This is a genomic window from Nocardioides mangrovicus (genome assembly GCF_003674065.1).
Classification (GTDB): domain Bacteria; phylum Actinomycetota; class Actinomycetes; order Propionibacteriales; family Nocardioidaceae; genus Marmoricola; species Marmoricola mangrovicus.
On sequence record NZ_RDBE01000001.1, the window covers coordinates 711,805 to 729,913 of the forward strand.

Annotated in this window: 14 protein-coding genes and 1 tRNA gene; 4 read left to right on the forward strand and 11 right to left on the reverse strand. The window is 72.3% G+C overall.

Features of this window, described 5'->3' with window-relative positions; translation table 11 throughout:
• Positions 1–27: 27 nt before the first annotated feature.
• Positions 28–1,545 (forward strand): DUF2079 domain-containing protein, encoded by a 1,518-nt coding sequence (locus D9V37_RS03535; RefSeq protein ID WP_121804688.1) that lies wholly within the window; start codon positions 28–30, stop codon positions 1,543–1,545.
• A gap of 52 nt (positions 1,546–1,597) precedes the next feature.
• Positions 1,598–3,037 (forward strand): DHA2 family efflux MFS transporter permease subunit, encoded by a 1,440-nt coding sequence (locus D9V37_RS03540; protein ID WP_121804689.1) that lies wholly within the window; start codon positions 1,598–1,600, stop codon positions 3,035–3,037.
• A 5-nt stretch (positions 3,038–3,042) separates the two neighbouring features.
• On the opposite strand, the gene D9V37_RS03545 is transcribed toward D9V37_RS03540, so the two are convergent.
• The 9 genes from D9V37_RS03545 to D9V37_RS03585 all read right to left on the reverse strand — a co-directional run bounded on the left by D9V37_RS03545 (position 3,043) and on the right by D9V37_RS03585 (position 12,859).
• A complete protein-coding gene (locus D9V37_RS03545; protein ID WP_121804690.1) occupies positions 3,043–3,684 on the reverse strand; it encodes a TetR family transcriptional regulator in 642 nt (213 codons plus the stop codon).
• Between the two features lie 26 nt (positions 3,685–3,710).
• Entirely contained in the window at positions 3,711–4,466 is a 756-nt protein-coding gene (locus tag D9V37_RS03550; protein WP_121804691.1) for a hypothetical protein, read from the reverse strand.
• An 89-nt stretch (positions 4,467–4,555) separates the two neighbouring features.
• Positions 4,556–5,404 (reverse strand): alpha/beta fold hydrolase, encoded by an 849-nt coding sequence (locus tag D9V37_RS03555; RefSeq protein WP_198412339.1) that lies wholly within the window; start codon positions 5,402–5,404, stop codon positions 4,556–4,558.
• Between the two features lie 56 nt (positions 5,405–5,460).
• Entirely contained in the window at positions 5,461–6,192 is a 732-nt protein-coding gene (locus tag D9V37_RS03560; RefSeq protein WP_232524714.1) for an AAA family ATPase, read from the reverse strand.
• A gap of 1 nt (position 6,193) precedes the next feature.
• A complete protein-coding gene (locus D9V37_RS03565) occupies positions 6,194–6,379 on the reverse strand; it encodes a DUF6104 family protein (RefSeq protein WP_121804693.1) in 186 nt (61 codons plus the stop codon).
• A gap of 7 nt (positions 6,380–6,386) precedes the next feature.
• Complete coding sequence (locus tag D9V37_RS03570; protein WP_456299563.1) at positions 6,387–10,235, reverse strand: multifunctional oxoglutarate decarboxylase/oxoglutarate dehydrogenase thiamine pyrophosphate-binding subunit/dihydrolipoyllysine-residue succinyltransferase subunit; 3,849 nt, start codon at positions 10,233–10,235, stop codon at positions 6,387–6,389.
• An 88-nt stretch (positions 10,236–10,323) separates the two neighbouring features.
• On the reverse strand, positions 10,324–11,067 hold the full coding sequence (locus tag D9V37_RS03575) for a C40 family peptidase (protein WP_121804694.1): 744 nt from the start codon (positions 11,065–11,067) through the stop codon (positions 10,324–10,326).
• The gene (locus tag D9V37_RS03580) at positions 11,061–12,122 is read right to left on the reverse strand and encodes a dipeptide epimerase (protein ID WP_121804695.1); all 1,062 of its coding nucleotides are present in this window, start codon (positions 12,120–12,122) and stop codon (positions 11,061–11,063) included. Before D9V37_RS03580 ends, D9V37_RS03575 begins: the two co-directional genes overlap by 7 nt.
• On the reverse strand, positions 12,119–12,859 hold the full coding sequence (locus tag D9V37_RS03585) for a serine hydrolase (protein ID WP_158604366.1): 741 nt from the start codon (positions 12,857–12,859) through the stop codon (positions 12,119–12,121). The genes D9V37_RS03580 and D9V37_RS03585 overlap by 4 nt, the downstream gene beginning before the upstream one ends.
• A gap of 43 nt (positions 12,860–12,902) precedes the next feature.
• On the opposite strand from D9V37_RS03585, the gene D9V37_RS03590 reads away from it, so the two are divergent.
• On the forward strand, positions 12,903–13,619 hold the full coding sequence (locus D9V37_RS03590) for an HNH endonuclease family protein (RefSeq protein WP_158604367.1): 717 nt from the start codon (positions 12,903–12,905) through the stop codon (positions 13,617–13,619).
• Here the strand turns inward: D9V37_RS03590 and D9V37_RS03595 are convergent.
• Together D9V37_RS03595 and D9V37_RS03600 are read right to left on the reverse strand one after the other, a co-directional pair.
• Positions 13,610–15,910, reverse strand: coding sequence for a putative bifunctional diguanylate cyclase/phosphodiesterase (locus tag D9V37_RS03595; RefSeq protein WP_147455856.1), 2,301 nt, complete (start codon positions 15,908–15,910; stop codon positions 13,610–13,612). The two genes, D9V37_RS03590 and D9V37_RS03595, sit on opposite strands and share 10 nt — an antisense overlap.
• A 174-nt stretch (positions 15,911–16,084) precedes the next feature.
• Positions 16,085–16,156, reverse strand: a tRNA-Arg gene (locus D9V37_RS03600).
• A 295-nt stretch (positions 16,157–16,451) separates the two neighbouring features.
• On the opposite strand from D9V37_RS03600, the gene argS reads away from it, so the two are divergent.
• Positions 16,452–18,107, forward strand: coding sequence for an arginine--tRNA ligase (gene argS / locus D9V37_RS03605; RefSeq protein ID WP_121804698.1), 1,656 nt, complete (start codon positions 16,452–16,454; stop codon positions 18,105–18,107).
• Positions 18,108–18,109: the final 2 nt, after the last annotated feature.

Sequence of the window (18,109 nt, forward strand, 5' to 3'; positions counted from 1 at the left end):
GGGCGGATCGTCCGTACCGTTGGGCCGGTGACCAGCCATGTCCTGGCGCCGGCCGAGGCGGCCCCGCACCCGGACGCGATGCCCCGCGGGCCGCTCGCTCTCGCCCTGACCTTCCGTCGCGCCGTGGCCGTGCTGGCGGTGGCCACCTTCGCGCTCTACGCCGCCTGGAGCTTGCACCTGTTCGCCAACGGGACCGCCGGGTGGGACCTCGCGATCTTCGACCAGGCGGTGCGGCACTACTCCCAGTTCTCCGCGCCGACCATCCCGATCCGCGGTCCCGGCTACGTGGCGCTGGGCGACCACTTCAGCCCGGTCCTGGTGCTGGCGGTGCCGCTGTACTGGATCTGGGCCGACCCGCGCATGCTGTTGCTGCTCCAGGCCGCGCTGGTGGCGGCCTCGGTGCCGGTGGTGGCGCGCTTCGCCCGCCGTCACGCGACCCCGGGCGTGGCGCTCGCGCTGAGCGCGGCCTACGCCCTGGGTTGGCCGCTGCAGCAGCTGGCCAGCTTCGACTTCCACGAGGTGGCCTTCGCGGTCCCGCTCCTCGCCCTGGCCCTCGACGGTCTCGACCGCCGCAGCGACCGCACCCTGCTGCTGGCCTGCGTGGGCCTGTTGCTGGTGCGCGAGGACATGGGGCTGGTGGTGGCCTGCCTGGGCCTGATCCGCGCCTGCCGCGTCCGGACCGGCTGGCGCTCGCGCTCGGTGGGGGTGGGTCTGTCGGTGGTCGGGGTCCTCGCCTACGAGGTGGTGACCTCGGTGGTCATCCCACACTTCTCGGTGACCGGAACCTGGGGCTACTGGGGCTACGGCGCCATCGCACCCGACGTCCCCGGGGTGCTCGCGGTCGTGGTCGAGCACCCGCTGCGGGTGGCCGCGATGTTCGTGGACTCCCAGGTGAAGGTCTACACGCTCGTCGCGCTGTTCATCGGCTGCGTCGCGGTGCTCCGCTCGCCGTTCCTGCTCGTGGCCGCGCCGCTGCTGGCCAGCCGCTTCCTCTCCGCCCGCGAGAGCCTGTGGGTGGTGCCGTACCACTACAACTCGGTGCTGTGGCCCGTGCTCTTCGTCGGCGCACTCGACGGCGCCCGACGGCTGCCGGCGGCGCTGCGCCGGCGCGTGCTCGTCGCGACCGCCGTCGTCGGCCTGGTGCTGCCGGCCGCGGGCCTGCTAGTGGTCGGCCCCTACCCGGTGTTCAACCCGCATCCGGAGAACCGCACCTTCCTACCGCCGGCCACCGCCGACGCCCGCGCCGTGCGCAGCCTGGTGCCGGCCTCGGTGTGCGTGCAGGCCGAGCAGCACCAGGCCGTGCACCTGGTCTCCCGCGACCTGGTGACCCTGCCCGTCGACATCTCCGACCGGCCCGACTTCGTGCTGCTGGACCGCTGGGCCCCCGCTGGGGCCCAGGGGCCAACGGGGTCCAAGGGCCCCTCGGGCCGTGCCTACGAGCGCATCGCCCGGGCGGCGGGCTACGAGCAGGTCGCCCGCCACGGCCGGGTCGTGCTGCTGCGCAGTCCCGGCTACACCGGTCCGTCCGCCCGCTGCCGCCCCTGAGAGACTTCAGGCCGGGCGATGAGTTCGCGAGGCACGGCAGGTCGGTAGGGGCATGAGCGAGAACACCGGTGAGCGCAGCTACGCCGTCCTGACCTGGCTGGTCGCGGCCACCTTCGTGGTGATCCTCCAGGAGACCGTGATGGTCAACGCCATCCCGCGCCTGATGAGCGAGTTCGACGTGACCGCGCGCACGGCGCAGTGGCTCTCGACGGCGTTCATGCTGACGACCGCGGTGGTCATCCCGCTCACGGGCTGGTTCCTGCAGCGGGTCACCACACGCACCGCCTTCGCCGTGGCGATGGCCACCTTCTGCGTCGGCACCGCCGCCGCGGCGCTCGCCCCGACGTTCTGGGTGCTGCTGGCCGCCCGCATCGTGCAGGCGGGCGGTGGTGCGGTGATGGTGCCGCTGCTGATGACCACGTTGATGAGCGTGGTGGCCGAGCGCGACCGCGGCCGAGTCATGGGTCGCGTCACGCTGGCCATGTCGGTGGCGCCGGCACTCGGTCCGGCGGTCTCCGGCGTCGTCCTGCACGCCTTGTCGTGGCGCTGGATGTTCGCCCTGGTGCTGCCCGTGGCCCTCGCGACGTCGGCGGCGGGCCTGCGCCGGCTCGACCGCGGCGGCGAGGTGCGGGCGACTTCTGTGGACTGGCCGAGCGTGGCGGCCTCGGCGCTCGGTTTCGGCGGCGTGGTCTACGGGCTGAGCCAGCTCGGGGCAGACGGCGACGCCGCTGTCTCGCCGGCGGTGGCGCTCGGCGTCGGCGTGGTGGCCGTCGCGTGCTTCGTGGTGCGCCAGCTGGTGCTGCAGCGCACCGGCACCCCGCTGCTGGACCTGCGAGCGCTGCTGCGGCCCACCTTCACCGTGGCCACGACGCTGATGGCGGTCGGCTTCATGTCCATGATCGGCTCGATGATCCTGCTGCCGCTGTACCTGCAGGACGTGCGCCACCTCAGCGCCCTGCAGACGGGTCTGCTGGTGGCGCCGGGTGGTCTGCTCATGGGACTGATCGGTCCCAAGGTCGGAGCCGTGCTCGACCGGTTCGGGCCGCGGCCGCTGGTGGTGCCGGGATCGGTCGGCGTGCTGGTCGGGCTGGCCGCGTTCACCCGGGTGGACCTCGCCACCCCGATCTGGCTGCTGCTGGCCGCCCACGTGCTGCTCATGGTGAGCCTGGCCGCCGTGTTCACCCCGGCCTTCACGCTGGGGCTCGGGGCGCTGCCGGCCCACCTGTACTCCCACGGCAGCTCCATCCTGGGCACCTCGCAGCAGGTGGCCGCGGCCGCCGGCACGGCCGTCGTCGTGGCGGTGATGTCGTCTCGTGCGGCCGACCTGGCCGCCAGTGGCACCGCGCCCACAGCGGCACTGGTCGGCGGTATGCAGTGGGCCTTCGCGGTCGGGGCGATCTCGGCTCTGCTGGTGGTGGTGCTCGCCCTCGTGCTGGTCGGGCGTCGCGACGTGCGCAGTCCCGAAGGGGAGCCACAGCCGCTGGCGGCCTGAGCGCCCTAGGTGCGCGACTTCCAGTTCAGCGCCCCGACCACCAGCATCCGCAGCTGGGTGCGCGCCACGCGCACCACCTCGGCCTCGTCCTCGGCGTGGGTACGCATGATCTTCTCGGCGGTGGAGACCATCGCGGTGACGATCAGGTCGCACATGGTGAGCAGGTCGTCGCGCGACCAGCCCTCGGTGCCGGGGATGCGGGCGATGTCGTCGGCGAGCTCGCGCTGGGCCAGCGCCAGCTCGCGCCGGATCGCCTCGCGGATGGCTGCCGACCCGCCGTTGCGCTCGCGGGCGATGAAGCGGAAGTGGGCCGGCTGCCGGCGTACGTGATCGAGCAGCACGTCGACCGAGCGCGGGATGACGCCCTCCAGCGTCGCCTCGCGCCGTACGTCGCGCAGCATGGCCCGCAGTGAGACGAAGGACTCGTCCACGAGCACCAGCCCGAGCTCCTCGACGGAGTCGAAGTGGCGGTAGAAGGCGGTGGGCACGATGCCGACGTCGCGCGCGACCTGGCGCAGCGAGACCGCCACGAGCCCGCCGTCGGCGCTCAGGCGCAGCGCGGCGGCCAGGATCGCCTGGCGGGTGCGCTCCTTGCGCTCCTGCCGGCTGCCCTCGGCGCCGGCGGCCGGGCTCTGCGACGCGCTCATCGCTCCACAGTAGTAGCGCCGTCGACTCAGCAGCCGGACGTCAGGTAGGCGGAGAAGGTGAAGGGCCCCAGGTAGACCGCCTGGTCGGGGTCGATGCCCTGGCCGATCGCGGTGCTCATCGCGCTCCAGTAGCGGATGTTGATCGTGCTCACGGCGCCGCTGAAGGTGAATTTGGCGTTGCCGGCCGCCCCGGTCTCGTTGTCGACGCGGGTGTTGGTGCCGGTGGGCCGCAGCGGGTCGCTGGTGCTGGTACCCGACCCCGTGACGCTGGAGCCCTTCGCGACGCTCCAGGAGCCGTCGGAGGTGACCGCGATGGCGTCGACGAAGTCGCCGGTCGCGGAGTCGATGTCGGTCATGGTGAAGGTCAGGCCGTAGACCTTGCGGCTGAAGGAGATCGTGACGATCTGGCAGTTGTTCGGGTTGTTGAGGTACTGCTGGCCCTTCACTGTCTGGTACATGCTGAAGCCCTGCTTGCCCGTCGCGCCGACCTGGTCGGACGTGGCCGCGTAGTTCTCGGTGTCGGCGGTGTAGTTGGTCAGCTGCGAGGACATCGTCACCCTGACCGCCTCGCCGCCGGAGATGGGCACCGACGCCACTCCGGACGTGGTGGTGGACCGGGTGTAGTTCGCTCCCCAGTCGAGGTAGCCGGCGGTGAGCGAGCCGCAGGAGGCCGCGAACGCGGGCGCCGCGGCGGCTGTGGCCACGACCGGCACCGACCAGACCGCGCTGCGCACCAGTGCACGCCGACCCACGGGCAGGCGCGAGCGGTCGAGCTGGGTCATCGGCACGCCTTCCCGCCTCAGGCGCATCCACCTGCGCCGGCTCCCTCACGATAGAAGAAAACCCCCATATGCGGGCAAGAACCCCAGAACTACTCCAGGAACCGCTCCAGGGCGATCCGGGCCAGCCGCTCCGGGGCCTCATCCGGGATCCAGTGGCTCAGCCCGGGCAGCACCTCGAAGCGGTAGTCGGCGACCACGTGCTCGGCGCTCAGCTCGGCGCCGAGGCGGCCCAGGGCGACGTCGCCGTCGCTCCACACGTAGGTGGTGGGCACGCGGACCCGACGCGCCAGGCCGGACCCGCCGGTCGCGCCACGGGCGGTCAGCGGCATGGCGCGGTACCACCCCAGCGCGCCGCGCAGCGCGCCGTCGCCGACGATCTCGCGGCCGTAACGGGCCACCATCTCGCGGTCCATGCCCGAGGCGCCGAGGAAGCGACCGGCCAGCGCGGGGCGCGAGAGGGCCAGCTCGGGCAGCCACGGCAGCTGGAAGAACCCCATGTACCAGGAGCGGCGCAGCTGGTCGCGGGTGCGCAGGGCGCGGGCCATCGCCGCCGGGTGCGGCACCGAGACGGCGACCAGGCTGCGCAGCAGCTCGGGGCGCGACGCGGCGGTGGACCAGGCCGCAGCGGCGCCCCAGTCGTGACCCATCAGGTGCACCGGCCCGGCCCCGAGCCTCTCCACCAGGGCGGCCACGTCGCCCACCACCCGTCCGAGCCCGTACGCCGCGCGTCCCCGGGGCCGCGCGCCCGAGGAGTACCCGCGCTGGTCCGGGGCGAGGGTGCGCAGCCCCGCCTCGTGGAGCAGCGGTGCGACGCCGGCCCACATCGTCGCGCGCTGCGGGAAGCCGTGCAGCAGCACCACCGGGGCGCCGTCCTCGGGTCCGGCGTCGTCGACGTCGAAGGTCAGCCCGTCGTGGTCGAACCGCGTCAGTCGTGCCATGCGGACCATCCAACCCCACCGCGAACAGATGGCTCGACGAGGTCGTACCGGCTTGGCTACTCCAGCACGTGGCGGAGGTAGCGGTCGGGCGTCTGCAGGAACGCCCGCCAGTGCTGCACCAGCTCCAGGTCGTCGTAGCCGGTCTCGCGGATGCCCCACGGGCCCACCTCGAGCAGCCGCGCACCGGGCACGGCCGCCAGCAGTGGGGAGTGCGTCGCGCACACCAGCTGGGCGCCGTTGCGGGCCAGGTCGTGCATCGTGCCGATCAGCGCCATCTGGCCGCTGAACGACAGCGCTGCCTCCGGCTCGTCGAGGCAGTAGAAGCCGGGGGAGTCGAAGCGGGTGCGCAGCAGGGCGAGGAACGACTCGCCGTGGCTCATCTCGTGGAAGCTCGGGTCGTACTTCCCCGGGTTGGCCTCCAGGTAGGTGTAGAAGCCGTGCATCGACTCGGCCCGCAAGAAGAACCCCCAGCGGCTGGCTCCCGCCGAGCGCTCGAGGTCGAGCCAATGGTGCAGTGCGGACTCGCTGTCGCGCGTCGAGTAGTCGGCTCCGCGACTGCCGCCCTCGCGTGACATCCCGAAGGCGATCGCGAACGCCTCGACCAGCGTCGACTTGCCCGCACCGTTCTCGCCGTAGAGAAGCGTGATGCCGGGCGCGACGTCGAAGCCGTCGCGCAGCACCTGGTCGACCGCTGCCATGCCAGCCGGCCACGACCCGTCCGCGAGGCCGTTGGGCCGGAACCGGCGCACCGGGCGGGTGTCGAACGGCTCGCCGATGCGCCGGGCCACGTCAGTCCAGGTCGTCGTCAGGGTCGTCGAGGCGGGCCAGCCAGGTGGCCAGCCGCTCGACGGCGGTCTCGAACTCGGGGTGGACGTCGCTGAACTCGCTCAGCCGCTCGGCCAGCCACCCCAAGGTGACCTCCTCCTCGCCGCGGCGCAAGGCAAGCTCCTCGACGCCGCGGTCGGTGAAGTACACGGCCGGGCTACTCGGCGAAGGCGGCGTCGACGATGGTCTTCAGCTCCTCGACGTGACGCGAGTGCTGACCCACCGACGGCGAGCTGGATGCCGGCCGAGAGATGACCTCGACCTCGTGGTCCAGCTGCCCGAACACGTTGAGCCGGTAGTGCGGGGCCGGGCCCATGTTGAGCGGCTCGTCCTGCACCCAGCGCACGTGCCGCAGGTTCGAGAACCGGCCCAGCTCGGCCTCTAGCTCCTCGATCGGCTCGGGGTAGAGCTCCTCGACGCGGACGATCGCGGTGGTGGGGTCCTCGCCCTGTCGCTTGCCGCGCTCGACCATCAGGTCCCAGGTGATCCGGCCGCTGCACAGCAGCACCGTGGTGACCTGCTCGGGCGTCGCGACGTCGTCGCCGATGACCGGCCGGAAGGCGGTGCCCTCGGTGAAGTCCGCGGGCTTGGAGGCCGCCTCCTTGCGGCGCAGCATCGACTTCGGCGTGAACACCACCATCGGCCGGTGCGCCTGACCCAGCGCATGCTTGCGCAGCAGGTGGAAGTGGCTGGCCGGGGTGGAGGGCTGCGCCACCACGAAGGCGTCGTCGGCGGCCATCTGGAGGAACCGCTCGATGCGGGCCGAGGAGTGGTCGGGGCCCTGACCCTCGTAGCCGTGCGGTAGCAGCAGCACGACCCCGGACTCCTGGTTCCACTTGGCCTTGGAGGAGGAGATGAACTCGTCGATCACCGACTGGGCGCCGTTGACGAAGTCGCCGAACTGCGCCTCCCACAGCACCAGCGCGTCGGGCCGGGCCACGGAGTAGCCGTACTCGAAGCCCAGCGCCGCGTACTCCGAGAGCAGCGAGTCGTAGACGTAGAACTGCGCCTGGTCGTCGGTGAGGTTGGCCAGCGGCGTCCACTCGTTGGCGTTGGTGCGGTCGATGATGGTGGCGAAGCGCTGCGCGAACGTGCCGCGCCGCGAGTCCTGCCCGGCCAGCCGCACCGGGCGGCCGTCCATCAGCAGCGAGCCGAAGGCCAAGATCTCGCCGGTGGCCCAGTCGATCGGGCCCTCGGCGATGGCCGCGGCGCGACGCTGCAGCTGCGGCAGCACCTTCGGGTGCACCGTGAAGCCGTCGGGCGCGCTGACGTGGGCGTCGGCGATCCGCTTGAGGGTGTCCTGCGGGATGCAGGTGCCCTGGTCGTGATCGTCGTGGGTCTTCTCCGGGTAGTCCGGGACCGTCATCCACGTCTTGGGGGCGCTGGTGGCCTCGCGGACCTCGGTGAAGACCCGCTCGAGCTGCTGCTGGTAGTTGCGCAGCACTTCCTCGGCCTCCTCCAGCGTGATGTCGCCGCGGCCGATGAGGGACTCGGTGTAGAGCTTGCGCACCGAGCGCTTCTGCTCGATCAGGTCGTACATCAGCGGCTGGGTGAACGAGGGGTCGTCGCCCTCGTTGTGCCCGCGCCGGCGGTAGCAGACCAGGTCGATGACGACGTCCTTCTTGAACGCCTGGCGGTACTCGTAGGCCAGCCGGGCCACGCGGATGCAGGCCTCGGGGTCGTCGCCGTTGACGTGGAAGATCGGCGCCTGCACCATCCGCGCGACGTCGGTGCAGTACAGCGACGAGCGCGAGGAGGCCGGCGAGGTGGTGAAGCCGACCTGGTTGTTGATGACAACGTGGATCGTGCCGCCGGTGCGGTAACCGCGCAGCTGGGAGAGGTTCAGCGTCTCCGCGACGACGCCCTGGCCGGCGAACGCGGCATCACCGTGCACCAGCACGGGCAGCACCGGGAAGGCCTCACCCTGGTTGAGGACGTCCTGCTTGGCACGCGCGATGCCCTCGAGCACCGGGTCGACGGTCTCCAGGTGCGACGGGTTCGCCGCCACCGAGACCTTGATGCTCGAGCCCTTCTCGGAGCTGAACTCGCCCTCGGCGCCCAGGTGGTACTTGACGTCGCCGGAGCCCTGCACGGTGCGCGGGTCGATGTTGCCCTCGAACTCGCGGAAGATCTGCCCGTAGGACTTGCCCACGATGTTGGCCAGCACGTTGAGCCGGCCACGGTGGGCCATGCCGATGGTGACCTCGTCCATACCGTCGTCTGCGGCCGCCTCGCAGATCTCGTCGAGGAGCGGGACCGTGGTCTCGCCGCCCTCGAGGCTGAAGCGCTTCTGGCCGACGAACTTGGTCTGCAGGAACGTCTCGAAGGCCTCGGCCTGGTTGAGCTTGAGCAGGATCCGCAGCTGCTCCTCGCGGGGCGGTTTCACGTGCGGACGCTCGACGCGCTCCTGGATCCAGCGACGCTGCTCGGGGTCTTGGATGTGCATGTACTCGATGCCGACGGTGCGGCAGTAGGAGTCGCGCAGGATGCCGAGGATGGCGCGCATCTTCATGAAGCTGCGGTCGCCGCCGAAGGAGCCGGTGGCGAACTCTCGCTCGAGGTCCCACAGCGTCAGGCCGTGGCTCTCGATCTCCAGGTCGGGGTGGCTGCGCTGGCGGTACTCCAGCGGGTCGGTGTCGGCCATCATGTGGCCGCGCACCCGGTAGGCGTGGATCAGCTCCAAGATCCGCGCCTGCTTGGTGATCTCGTCGTCGTGGTTGGTCGCGATGTCCGCGGCCCAGCGGATCGGCTCGTACGGGATGCGCAGCGAGCGGAAGATCTCGTCGTAGAACCCGTCCTCGCCCAGCAGCAGCTGGTGGATCCGGCGCAGGAACTCACCCGAGAGCGCACCCTGGATCACCCGGTGGTCGTAGGTGGAGGTCAGCGTCATGACCTTGCTGACCGCGTTGCGTGCCAGCGTCTCGGGCGAGGCGCCCTGCAGCTCGGGCGGGTAGTCCATCGAGCCGACGCCCACGATCGCGCCCTGCCCCTGCATCAGGCGCGGCACCGAGTGGTTGGTGCCGATCGTGCCGGGGTTGGTCAGCGAGATGGTGGTGCCCTTGAAGTCGGGCGCCGTGAGCTTGTTGTCGCGGGCGCGCCGGACCAGGTCCTCGTAGGCAGTCCAGAAGTGCGCGAAGTCCATCGACTCCGCACCCTTGATGGACGGCACCACCAGCTGGCGGGTGCCGTCGGGCTTGGGCAGGTCGATGGCCAGGCCCAGGTTCACGTGCGCCGGCGTCACCAGGTTCGGCTTGCCGTCGCGCTGCTCGAAGCCGACGTTCATGTCCGGCACGTCGCGCAGCGCCTTGACCAGGGCGTAGCCGATGAGGTGGGTGAAGGACACCTTGCCGCCGCGGGCGCGGGCGAGGTGGTTGTTGATGACGATGCGGTTGTCCCAGAGCAGCTTCACCGGCACCGACCGGACGCTGGTGGCGGTGGGCACCTCCAGCGAGGCGTCCATGTTCTTCACCGTCAGCGCGGGCGCACCGCGCAGCACGGTGTACGTCGGCTCGTCGGCGGCCTCCGACGACCGCGCCGCCTGCTCCTTCGGCACGGCGTCGGCCTTGGGCGTGTGGCGGGCGGCGGGCGAGGCGCTGGCCGGGGTCTCGGACTTGGCGGGTGCCTTCGTCGGGGTCGCCGCCTCGGCCTTCTTCTCGGCCGGCTTCTGGGCAGGCTCGGTCTTCTGCTGAGCGGGAGCCTCGGTCTTCGTCGGGGCGGTCGCGGCCTTCCCGCCAGCCGCGTGACCAGCGCCGTTCCCAGCCCCGTTACCAGCCCCATTTCCGTTGCCGTTCGCAGCCGTCGCCTTGTCGCCGTTGCCCTCACGGGCCCGGAAGAACGCCGCCCATTGCGCGTCGACGCTGTCGGGGTCGCGCTGGAACTGGTCGTACATGTCGTCGACCAGCCACTCGTTGGCGCCGAAGTCGGAGAGCGCGTTGCCCCCCGAGTCGTGGCCTACGGTCTGCTGGGCTGCGGGCCGGTTGCCGTCCGTTGGGGGCACTGCGGGAATCGCCTCTTCCTCGTCTGGTGAGCGTCTTCAAGGCTAGACCCCGAGATGGCCTGTTCACAGGGCGTGTCGGGGTCTGGTCGGTCACGGTTCAGCCATCGTCGGGAATCACCCGCCCGGCGGCGACCAGGTCGGCGTGTCGGCGCGCCGACATCGGGGCGTCCTCGAGGTGGCCGTGGGCCGTCGGGTCGCCCTCCGGCGCGTGCAGCATCCGCCGCTCCCCGGTGGCGGGGTCGCACCGGCTGGTGGCGAAGCCCACGTGGTAGATCCGGCCGTCCTCGTGGGCGAAGAAGTAGAGGTCGCCCGGGCGGACGTCGTCCAGGTCGACCGGCGTCGCCGCGGCCTGCTGGTCGGGGGAGTCGCGGGGCACCACGACTCCCAGCCGACGGAAGGTCAGGTGCACCAGGCCGGAGCAGTCCAGGCCCCACGGGCTGGTGCCCGCCCACAGGTAGGGCAGGCCGAGGTGCTCGCGGGCGAGGTCGAGCGGGTTCGGCTGGGGGAGTCCGGGTTCATCACGGTGCCGTGGTGAACCGGGGCTGAGGTGGGCGCGACGCAGCCAGCCGACGTACCCACCCGGCTCGGCGCGGCCGACCACGCAGGGCTGCCACGGCAGCGCGACCTGCAGCCAGTCGCCCCGCTCCTCGAGGACCTCGGCCGGCTCGCCTCGCAGCGCCTGGGTCAGCGTCCGGCCGTGCAGGCCGAGCCGTTCGGGCGGGGTCAGCGCGCCCGTCCAGGCCGCGAGGTCGGGCACGTCGGCCACGGCGGGGGCGTCGACCTCGCGCGGGGCGTCGGGTGCGGTCCAAAGCGTGGCCACCTCGGCCGAGACGCTCAACACGGGCCCAGGCCCGGCTCGGGGGACAGGTGCACGGTGCCGGCGCCGTAGGCCAGCGGCGGCGGGTCGCCGGCCAGCCACCAGGCGGCGTCCAGGTCGCTGACGCAGGTGGTACCCACCGCCGAGACCAGGCTGGCCGCCGCCGCCACGCCGACGCCGGTCTCCATCATGGAGCCCACCATCGTGCCCATCTGGTGGGCCGTGGCGAGCTCCAGCAGTGCTCGCGCGGGCACCAGGCCGCCGGCCTTGGCGAGCTTGACGTTGACCAGGTCGGCGGCGCGCCGCTCGATCACCGCGGTGAGGTCGCGCAGCCCGAACACGGCCTCGTCGGCCATCACGGGCGTGGCGACGTGCGCGGTCACGTACGCCAGGCCGGGTAGGTCGGCGGCGGCCACCGGCTGCTCGACCAGCTCCACACCGCAGCCGGCGTCCTCGAGCGTCTCGACGACGCGCACGGCGTCCTTCGGGCTCCAGCCCTGGTTCGCGTCGAGCCGGATGGTCACCTCGGGGCCGACGGCCTCGCGCACCGCCCGCACGCGGGCGACGTCGGTGGCGGCGTCGGTACCGACCTTCAGCTTCAGCGCGGTGAAGCCCTCGGCCGTCCGCGTCGCCGCCGACGCGGCGAGGGCCTCGGCGCTGCCGGCGGCGAGCGTCACGTCGGTGGGCACCTCGAGCCGGTGGCCGCCCAGGTAGCGCACCAGCGGCACGCCCAGCCGCCGGGCCGCGAGGTCGTGGAGCGCGACGTCGACGGCGGCCTTGGCGCCGTGGTTGCCGACCACCGCCTCGCGCACCTGCTCGGTGAGGGCGTGAAGGTCGTCGGCCTCCCGGCCGATCAGCGCCTCGGCCAGCGGCCCCTCGACGCAGGCCACGATCCCCGGCAGCGACTCGCCAGTCACACGCCACACCCCGGGCGCCTCGCCGAGGCCCACCGCGCCGTCGCCGTCCTCGACCTCGACGAGCACCGAGTCGATGGTGTCCGTCCGGCGCAGCGCCGTGACGAAGGTGGTGTGCAGCCGCTCGCACACCACCCGCGTTCGGACGGCGACCACGCGGCTCATGCCGCGCTCCAGGCCGCTGCGGCGACCTGCGCCAGCAGCTCGACGTGCTGCTCGCCCGGCAGATCGGCACGGGTCAGGACGGCCAGTACCCGCGGCTCGCCCGAGGCCGGCCGCACGGTGCCGTGGTCGTGGCATACGCCCTCGAACCAACCCGGCTTGTGCGCCAGCGCCGCGTCGGCCGGCAGACCGGGGGCCATGCCGGCGTCCTCGCACGCCGCCATCAGGCCCAGCACCCGGCGGTCGACGGTGCCCAGCACCGTCGTCAGCCCGCGGGCGGTCACGACGTTGGCCCGGCCCGCCGCGGGGTCCTGGATCGGTCGCTCCACGCGGCAGCCGGTGCCCGAGTAGACCGCGTTGACGGCGTCGATCCCCACCGTCTCCAGCAGCAGGTTGGTGGCCAGGTTGCTCGAGCGCACGATGGCGCGCTCGGCCAGCCAGGCCAAGGACGCGGTGCGGCCCAGCCGCTGCCAGGGGAGCGGGTCGTTGTCGTAGTCCTCGGTGGTCTCGAAGGTGCCGCCGTCGAGGCTGGGCAGCACGGCTCGCACCTCGACCTCCTCCTCGAGGTCGCCGCGGCGGTGGAGCGCCTCGACCAGGGCCACCTTGAACGTGCTCGCCGCCGGGTGCGGCTCGTCGGCGCCGACGGACAGCAGCGTGCGTCCCTCGAGGCTGGCCAGGTGCACCGACACGCAGGCGTCGTAGGCACTCGCGAGCCCTGCGATCTGCTCCCGAGCCGACACCCGGCCGAGTCTAGGTGGGGGTGGTCGCGGGCAGGATGGGCGCGTGCGACGGCTGGCGGTGGTGATGGTCGTGCTCGCCGCACTCACCGGCTGCGCCTCCGGCGCCCGGCAGGGCGCGGACGCCTCGGGCGCCACCCGTGTCACCCGTGCGGCCTCGCCCACGCCGTCGGTGGCCGCGGCGCCGTCAGGCACCGCCGCCCGCGCCCGACGCCAGCTCGCCGCGCTCCCGGTGGTCGCGCGCCGCCCGACCACCGGATACGCACGCAGCGCCTTCGGCAGCTCCTGGCGCGACATCGACCACAACGGCTGCAACCAGCGCGACGACGTCCTGCTCCGCGACGCCGTGCCCGGCACTGTCCGGTACGCCCGGCAGGGCGCCTGCGACCACGACGTCCTGGCCGGCACCTGGCACGACCCCTACACCGGCCGCACCCTGGTCTTCGACGACCTCAAGGACCTGCACCAGGCGCAGGCCGTCCAGATCGACCACATCGTGCCGCTGGCCGAGGCATGGGCCTCGGGCGCCGACGTCTGGAGCGCCGAGCGGCGCCAGCGGTTCGCCAACTACCTGCCCGAGCTGCTCGCCGTCGACGGCCCCACCAACGCCGGCAAGGGCGACGGCGACCCCGCCGCGTGGCGGCCCCGCAAGGCCTTCCAGTGCACGTACGCGATCCGCTGGATCGCCATCAAGACCCGGTGGCACCTGGCCGCAGACCCCAGCGAGGAGGCCGCGCTGCGACAGCTGCTGGGCTACTGCTGAGCGGCGGGCTCCTGGCCGAGGGTCCGATCCAGTGCGGCGACGGACGCCTCGTAGTCCACCAGCCAGTTCTCGAACGCCGCCAACGGCATCGGGCGGGCGTGCAGGTAGCCCTGACTCTGATCGCAGCCCAGCTCGCGCAGCCGGGCCAGCGTCGCCGCGTCCTCGACGCCCTCGGCCACGACGCGCATGCCAAGGCGGTGAGCGATCTGGATCGTGCCGGCCACGATGGCCGAGGTGCGCTGGTCGTGGTCGAGGCGGCCCACGAAGCTGCGGTCCAGCTTCAGCTCGCGGGCGGGCAGCTTGTCGAGGTAGGAGAGCGAGGAGTAGCCGGTGCCGTAGTCGTCGATGCTCACCGTCACGCCGGCCTCGTCCAGCAGTCGGACCGTCCTCAAGGCCACCTCGGGGTCGCTCATCAAGGTCGTCTCGGTGATCTCCAGGGTGAGGGAGGAGCTGTCGACTCCGGCCCGGAGCAGCTCTGCCTGCACGGTCGGGACGAGCTCGGGAGTGGTCAGGCACGAAGCGGAGAGATTCACCGCCAGACTCAGCTCACGCCCGCTCCGCTGCCACCGGCGGGCCGCATCGAGGGACAGGCCCAGCACCCGGACGGTCAGCGCGGACATGAGTCCCTGCTGCTCCACGAGCGGAAGGAACTCATCCGGCGCCACCGGACCCAGCTCGGGGTGGGTCCACCGGGCCAGTGCCTCGGCGCCGCATACCCTCCCGGTCGCGATGTCGACCTGCGGCTGCAGGTGCATGCCGATGCCGGCCAGGCCGTCCGGCCGGGCGTCAGGGCCCAGTGCCAGCTGCAGCGCCTCCACGAGTGCGTGCTCGCGACGAGCGATCTGGTCCAAGGTGTCGGTGTACGCCACGATCCCGCTGCCGCTGCGCTTGGCGGTGTACATCGCGGCGTCGGCACGGCGGGTGAGCTCGACCTCCGGACGGAGGTCGCCGAGGTCCGCGGTGGTGGCCAGGCCGATGCTGGTACCCAGCCGCAGCAGCCGGCCGCCGATCTCGACCGGCTGGTGCGAGTGCTCGCGGATGTCCTCGGCGATCTCGCTGGCGTGCTCGACGCTGCAGCCGGGCAGGAGCACGGCGAACTCGTCGCCACCCATGCGCGCGAGCAGACCCTGGTCGGGCAGACAGCTGCGGAACCGGTCGGCCAGGGTCCGCAGAACGCTGTCCCCCACGTGGTGACCGAAGCGATCGTTGATGTCCTTGAAACGGTCCAGGTCGAGGACCAGCAGCACGGCCGGGTGCTGCGACGGGAGGGCGCTCAGCGCGTCGTGCAGACCGCGCCGGTTGGCTGCCGCGGTCAGCTCGTCGGTCCTGGCCTCCAACCGGGTGGTGGCCAGCTCGGTGAGGTCGCGGCACACGTGGAGCATCCGGACGGCGCCGCCGGTGCAGGCGGCTGCGGCGATCGCCACCGCCAGGGGATCTCGCTGCGGGACGAGAGCGGTGCCCACCAGGGTTGCGATACCTGCGGCGAGCACGACGACCGCGCCCAGCGCCGCCGCCTGCGTGGTGGGCGGGTGCACCTGGGCCGTGCTCGGCCGCATCCAGGAACCGCAGCCCAGGGCCACGGCGAGAAGCAGCCACGCCACGTGGCCCGCCCGCAGTGCGTCGCCCTGCGACCCCGACGCTCCGACGACGACCAGCAAGGAGGCGCCCAGACCGAGTGCACCCGACATCAGCCACATGCGCCGGTCGCGGGTCAGGCCACCCAGGGAGGCCACGGTGAGAGCCGTGCCGAACAGCACCACCAGGCTGCCGGTCTGGCCGAGCCAGAGCACGAGGTGGAACCGGCTCCAGTGGGCCATTGGGAGGTGCGCCCCGTCGACGATCAGCAGACCCGCCGAGACCACCACCCCTGCCGCACTGACGCCGTTGAGCCAGTCACCGGGGTCGGCCATGAGCGTGCGGAACCGGTTCCAGTGAATGGCGCCCTGGTAGACCAGGCCGGAGCCTGCGGCGGCACCCAGCACCAACCCCGCGCCGCCCCACCCGTCGCTGCTCGAGGTGGCGGGGATCAGCGCGTCGAGCGCAACACCCAGCCCGATCGCCGCCTGGGCCGCCCCGAAGTAGCGCCACACCACGACCTCGGCCTTGCTCGGTGGCGCCGCGGTGCCCACCAGCAGTCCCTGGACCAGGACGGCCAGGCCGGCCACGGCCGTGCCGAGCTGGCTCGCCGTCGAGTCCGAGGGGGTGCACAGGTGCCACCACATGCCCCCGGCCGCAGCTGCGACCAGGGTCGCGTGGACCCCGGCGCGGCGTGAGGCGGGCGCGGAGGGCATACCGCGATGGTGCGTGACGGGTGAGGGTTATGAGGGTTTTCGTCCGGCTTTCACCCCAAAAGTCGGGCCCGTCTCACCTCACCAGTCTCAGCCGTCACTTTCCGTACCCGGTGGGTGGCCATGGCGGCGGCGCCCGGGAAGGTCCTCCCGGGGCGAGGAGATGTCGAAGACGGGCGCCCCTGGCAGGATTCGAACCTGCGCTCCCGCCTCCGGAGGGCGGTGCTCTATCCCCTGAGCTACAGGGGCTCGGGGTGCGATGCACGAGGCTAGCCGATCGGCCTCGGTCGACGAAAACGACCGCCGAGAGGCGTCGGCGACCGGTCAGGCTGCGCTCGTACCCCGAATGGCGCGCGGGGCGACCTCCTCAACCAGTGCCCACCCGGTGGTTGAGCAGCTCCGCGAGCCCTGCGAGCGGGCGCGTCGAAACCACCCCACCGCCAACCGCGACCAGCGCCCCGTTGCACCGCCCGTGACCCGGGCGCCGACCGCGGCCGCTGTAACCCAGCGGCGCCTGCCACCCTCGCGCCCCTACCCTTGAGCGGTGACTCCCGAACAGCTCTCCGACGCCGTCGTCGGCGCGCTCACCGCCCTCGTCGCCGAGGGAGCCGTGAGCCTGCCCGAGCTTCCCGGTGCGGTGACGATCGAGCGTCCGAGAAGCAAGGAGCACGGCGACTACGCCACGAACGTCGCGCTGCAGCTGGGCAAGAAGGCGGGGCTGGCGCCGCGGGCGCTGGCCGAGCTGCTGAGCGCGAAGCTGGCCGAGGTCGACGGGGTGGAGAGCGTCGACATCGCGGGTCCGGGGTTCCTCAACATCTCCGTGGCCGCCGACGCCCAGGGCAAGGTGGCGGCCGACGTGGTGAGCGCGGGGGAGTCCTACGGCACCTCCGACGCGCTGGGCGGGGAGCGGGTGAACGTCGAGTTCATCTCCGCCAACCCCACCGGTCCGCTGCACCTGGGCCACACGCGGTGGGCCGTCGTCGGCGACGCCATCGCGCGGGTGCTCAAGGCGGCGGGCGCGAAGGTCGAGTCGGAGTTCTACATCAACGACCGTGGCGCGCAGATGGACAAGTTCGGCGAGAGCCTCGAGGCGCAGGCGCTGGGCGTCGCGGTGCCCGACGACGGGTACCACGGCGAGTACGTCGCGCACCTCGCCCAGCAGATCGTCGACGAGGTGCCGGGGATCATGGAGCTCCCCGAGGCCGAGCGGCGGGTGCGGTTCCGGGAGGACGGCTACCGGATCCAGCTGGCCGAGCAGCAGGCGCAGCTGGGCGGTTTCCGGACGCACTTCGACGTCTGGTTCTCCGAGCGGAGCCTGCACGACCGGGTGCGGGAGAACCTCGAGCGGCTGCGGTCCGAGGGCCATCTCTTCGACGCCGACGGCGCGGTCTGGATGCGGACCACCGACTACGGCGACGACAAGGACCGGGTGCTGATCCGCAGCAACGGCGAGCTGACCTACTTCGCCTCCGACACCGCCTACTACCTGGACAAGCGCTCCCGGGGGTTCGACCGGTGCATCTACCTGCTCGGCGCCGACCACCACGGCTACGTGGGCCGGCTGCGGGCGATGGCGGCCTGCGCGGGCGACGACCCCGACACCAACATCGAGGTGCTCATCGGCCAGATGGTCAAGATCCTGCAGGACGGCGAGGAGCTCAAGCTGTCCAAGCGGGCGGGCAACATCGTCGCGCTGCAGGAGCTGGTGGAGCTGATCGGCGTCGACGCGCTGCGCTACAGCCTGGGCCGCTACCCGGCGGACTCGCCGCTGACCCTCGACGTCGCGGAGATGACGAAGGCGGCCAACGACAACCCCGTCTACTACGTGCAGTACGCGCACGCCCGGACGTCGTCGATCCTGCGCAACGCCGCGGACCTGGGCATCGACACCTCCGGGCGCGACGCGGACACCGCGCTGCTCACCCATGAGCGCGAGGGCGACCTGCTGCGGGCACTCGCGGAGCTGCCGCGCGTGGTGGCCACCGCCGCGCAGCTGCGCGAGCCGCACCGGGTGGCGCGCTACCTGGAGGAGACCGCGGCCACCTACCACCGCTTCTACGACTCCTGCCGGGTGCTGCCCATGGGCGAGGAGGACGTGACCGACCTGCACCGGGCGCGGCTGCTGTTGGTCAGCGCCACGCGGCAGGTGCTGGCCAACGGCCTGGACCTGCTCGGGGTCTCCGCGCCCGAGCGGATGTGAGC

Coding starts and splice junctions, on each gene's coding strand:
- D9V37_RS03595 (WP_147455856.1), bottom strand. CDS start 15,910: ATGCCCTCCGCGCCCGCCTCACGCCGCGCCGGGGTCCACGCGACCCTG.
- D9V37_RS03550 (WP_121804691.1), bottom strand. CDS start 4,466: ATGACCCAGCTCGACCGCTCGCGCCTGCCCGTGGGTCGGCGTGCACTG.
- D9V37_RS03580 (WP_121804695.1), bottom strand. CDS start 12,122: ATGAGCCGCGTGGTCGCCGTCCGAACGCGGGTGGTGTGCGAGCGGCTG.
- D9V37_RS03540 (WP_121804689.1), top strand. CDS start 1,598: ATGAGCGAGAACACCGGTGAGCGCAGCTACGCCGTCCTGACCTGGCTG.
- D9V37_RS03555 (WP_198412339.1), bottom strand. CDS start 5,404: ATGGCACGACTGACGCGGTTCGACCACGACGGGCTGACCTTCGACGTC.
- D9V37_RS03545 (WP_121804690.1), bottom strand. CDS start 3,684: ATGAGCGCGTCGCAGAGCCCGGCCGCCGGCGCCGAGGGCAGCCGGCAG.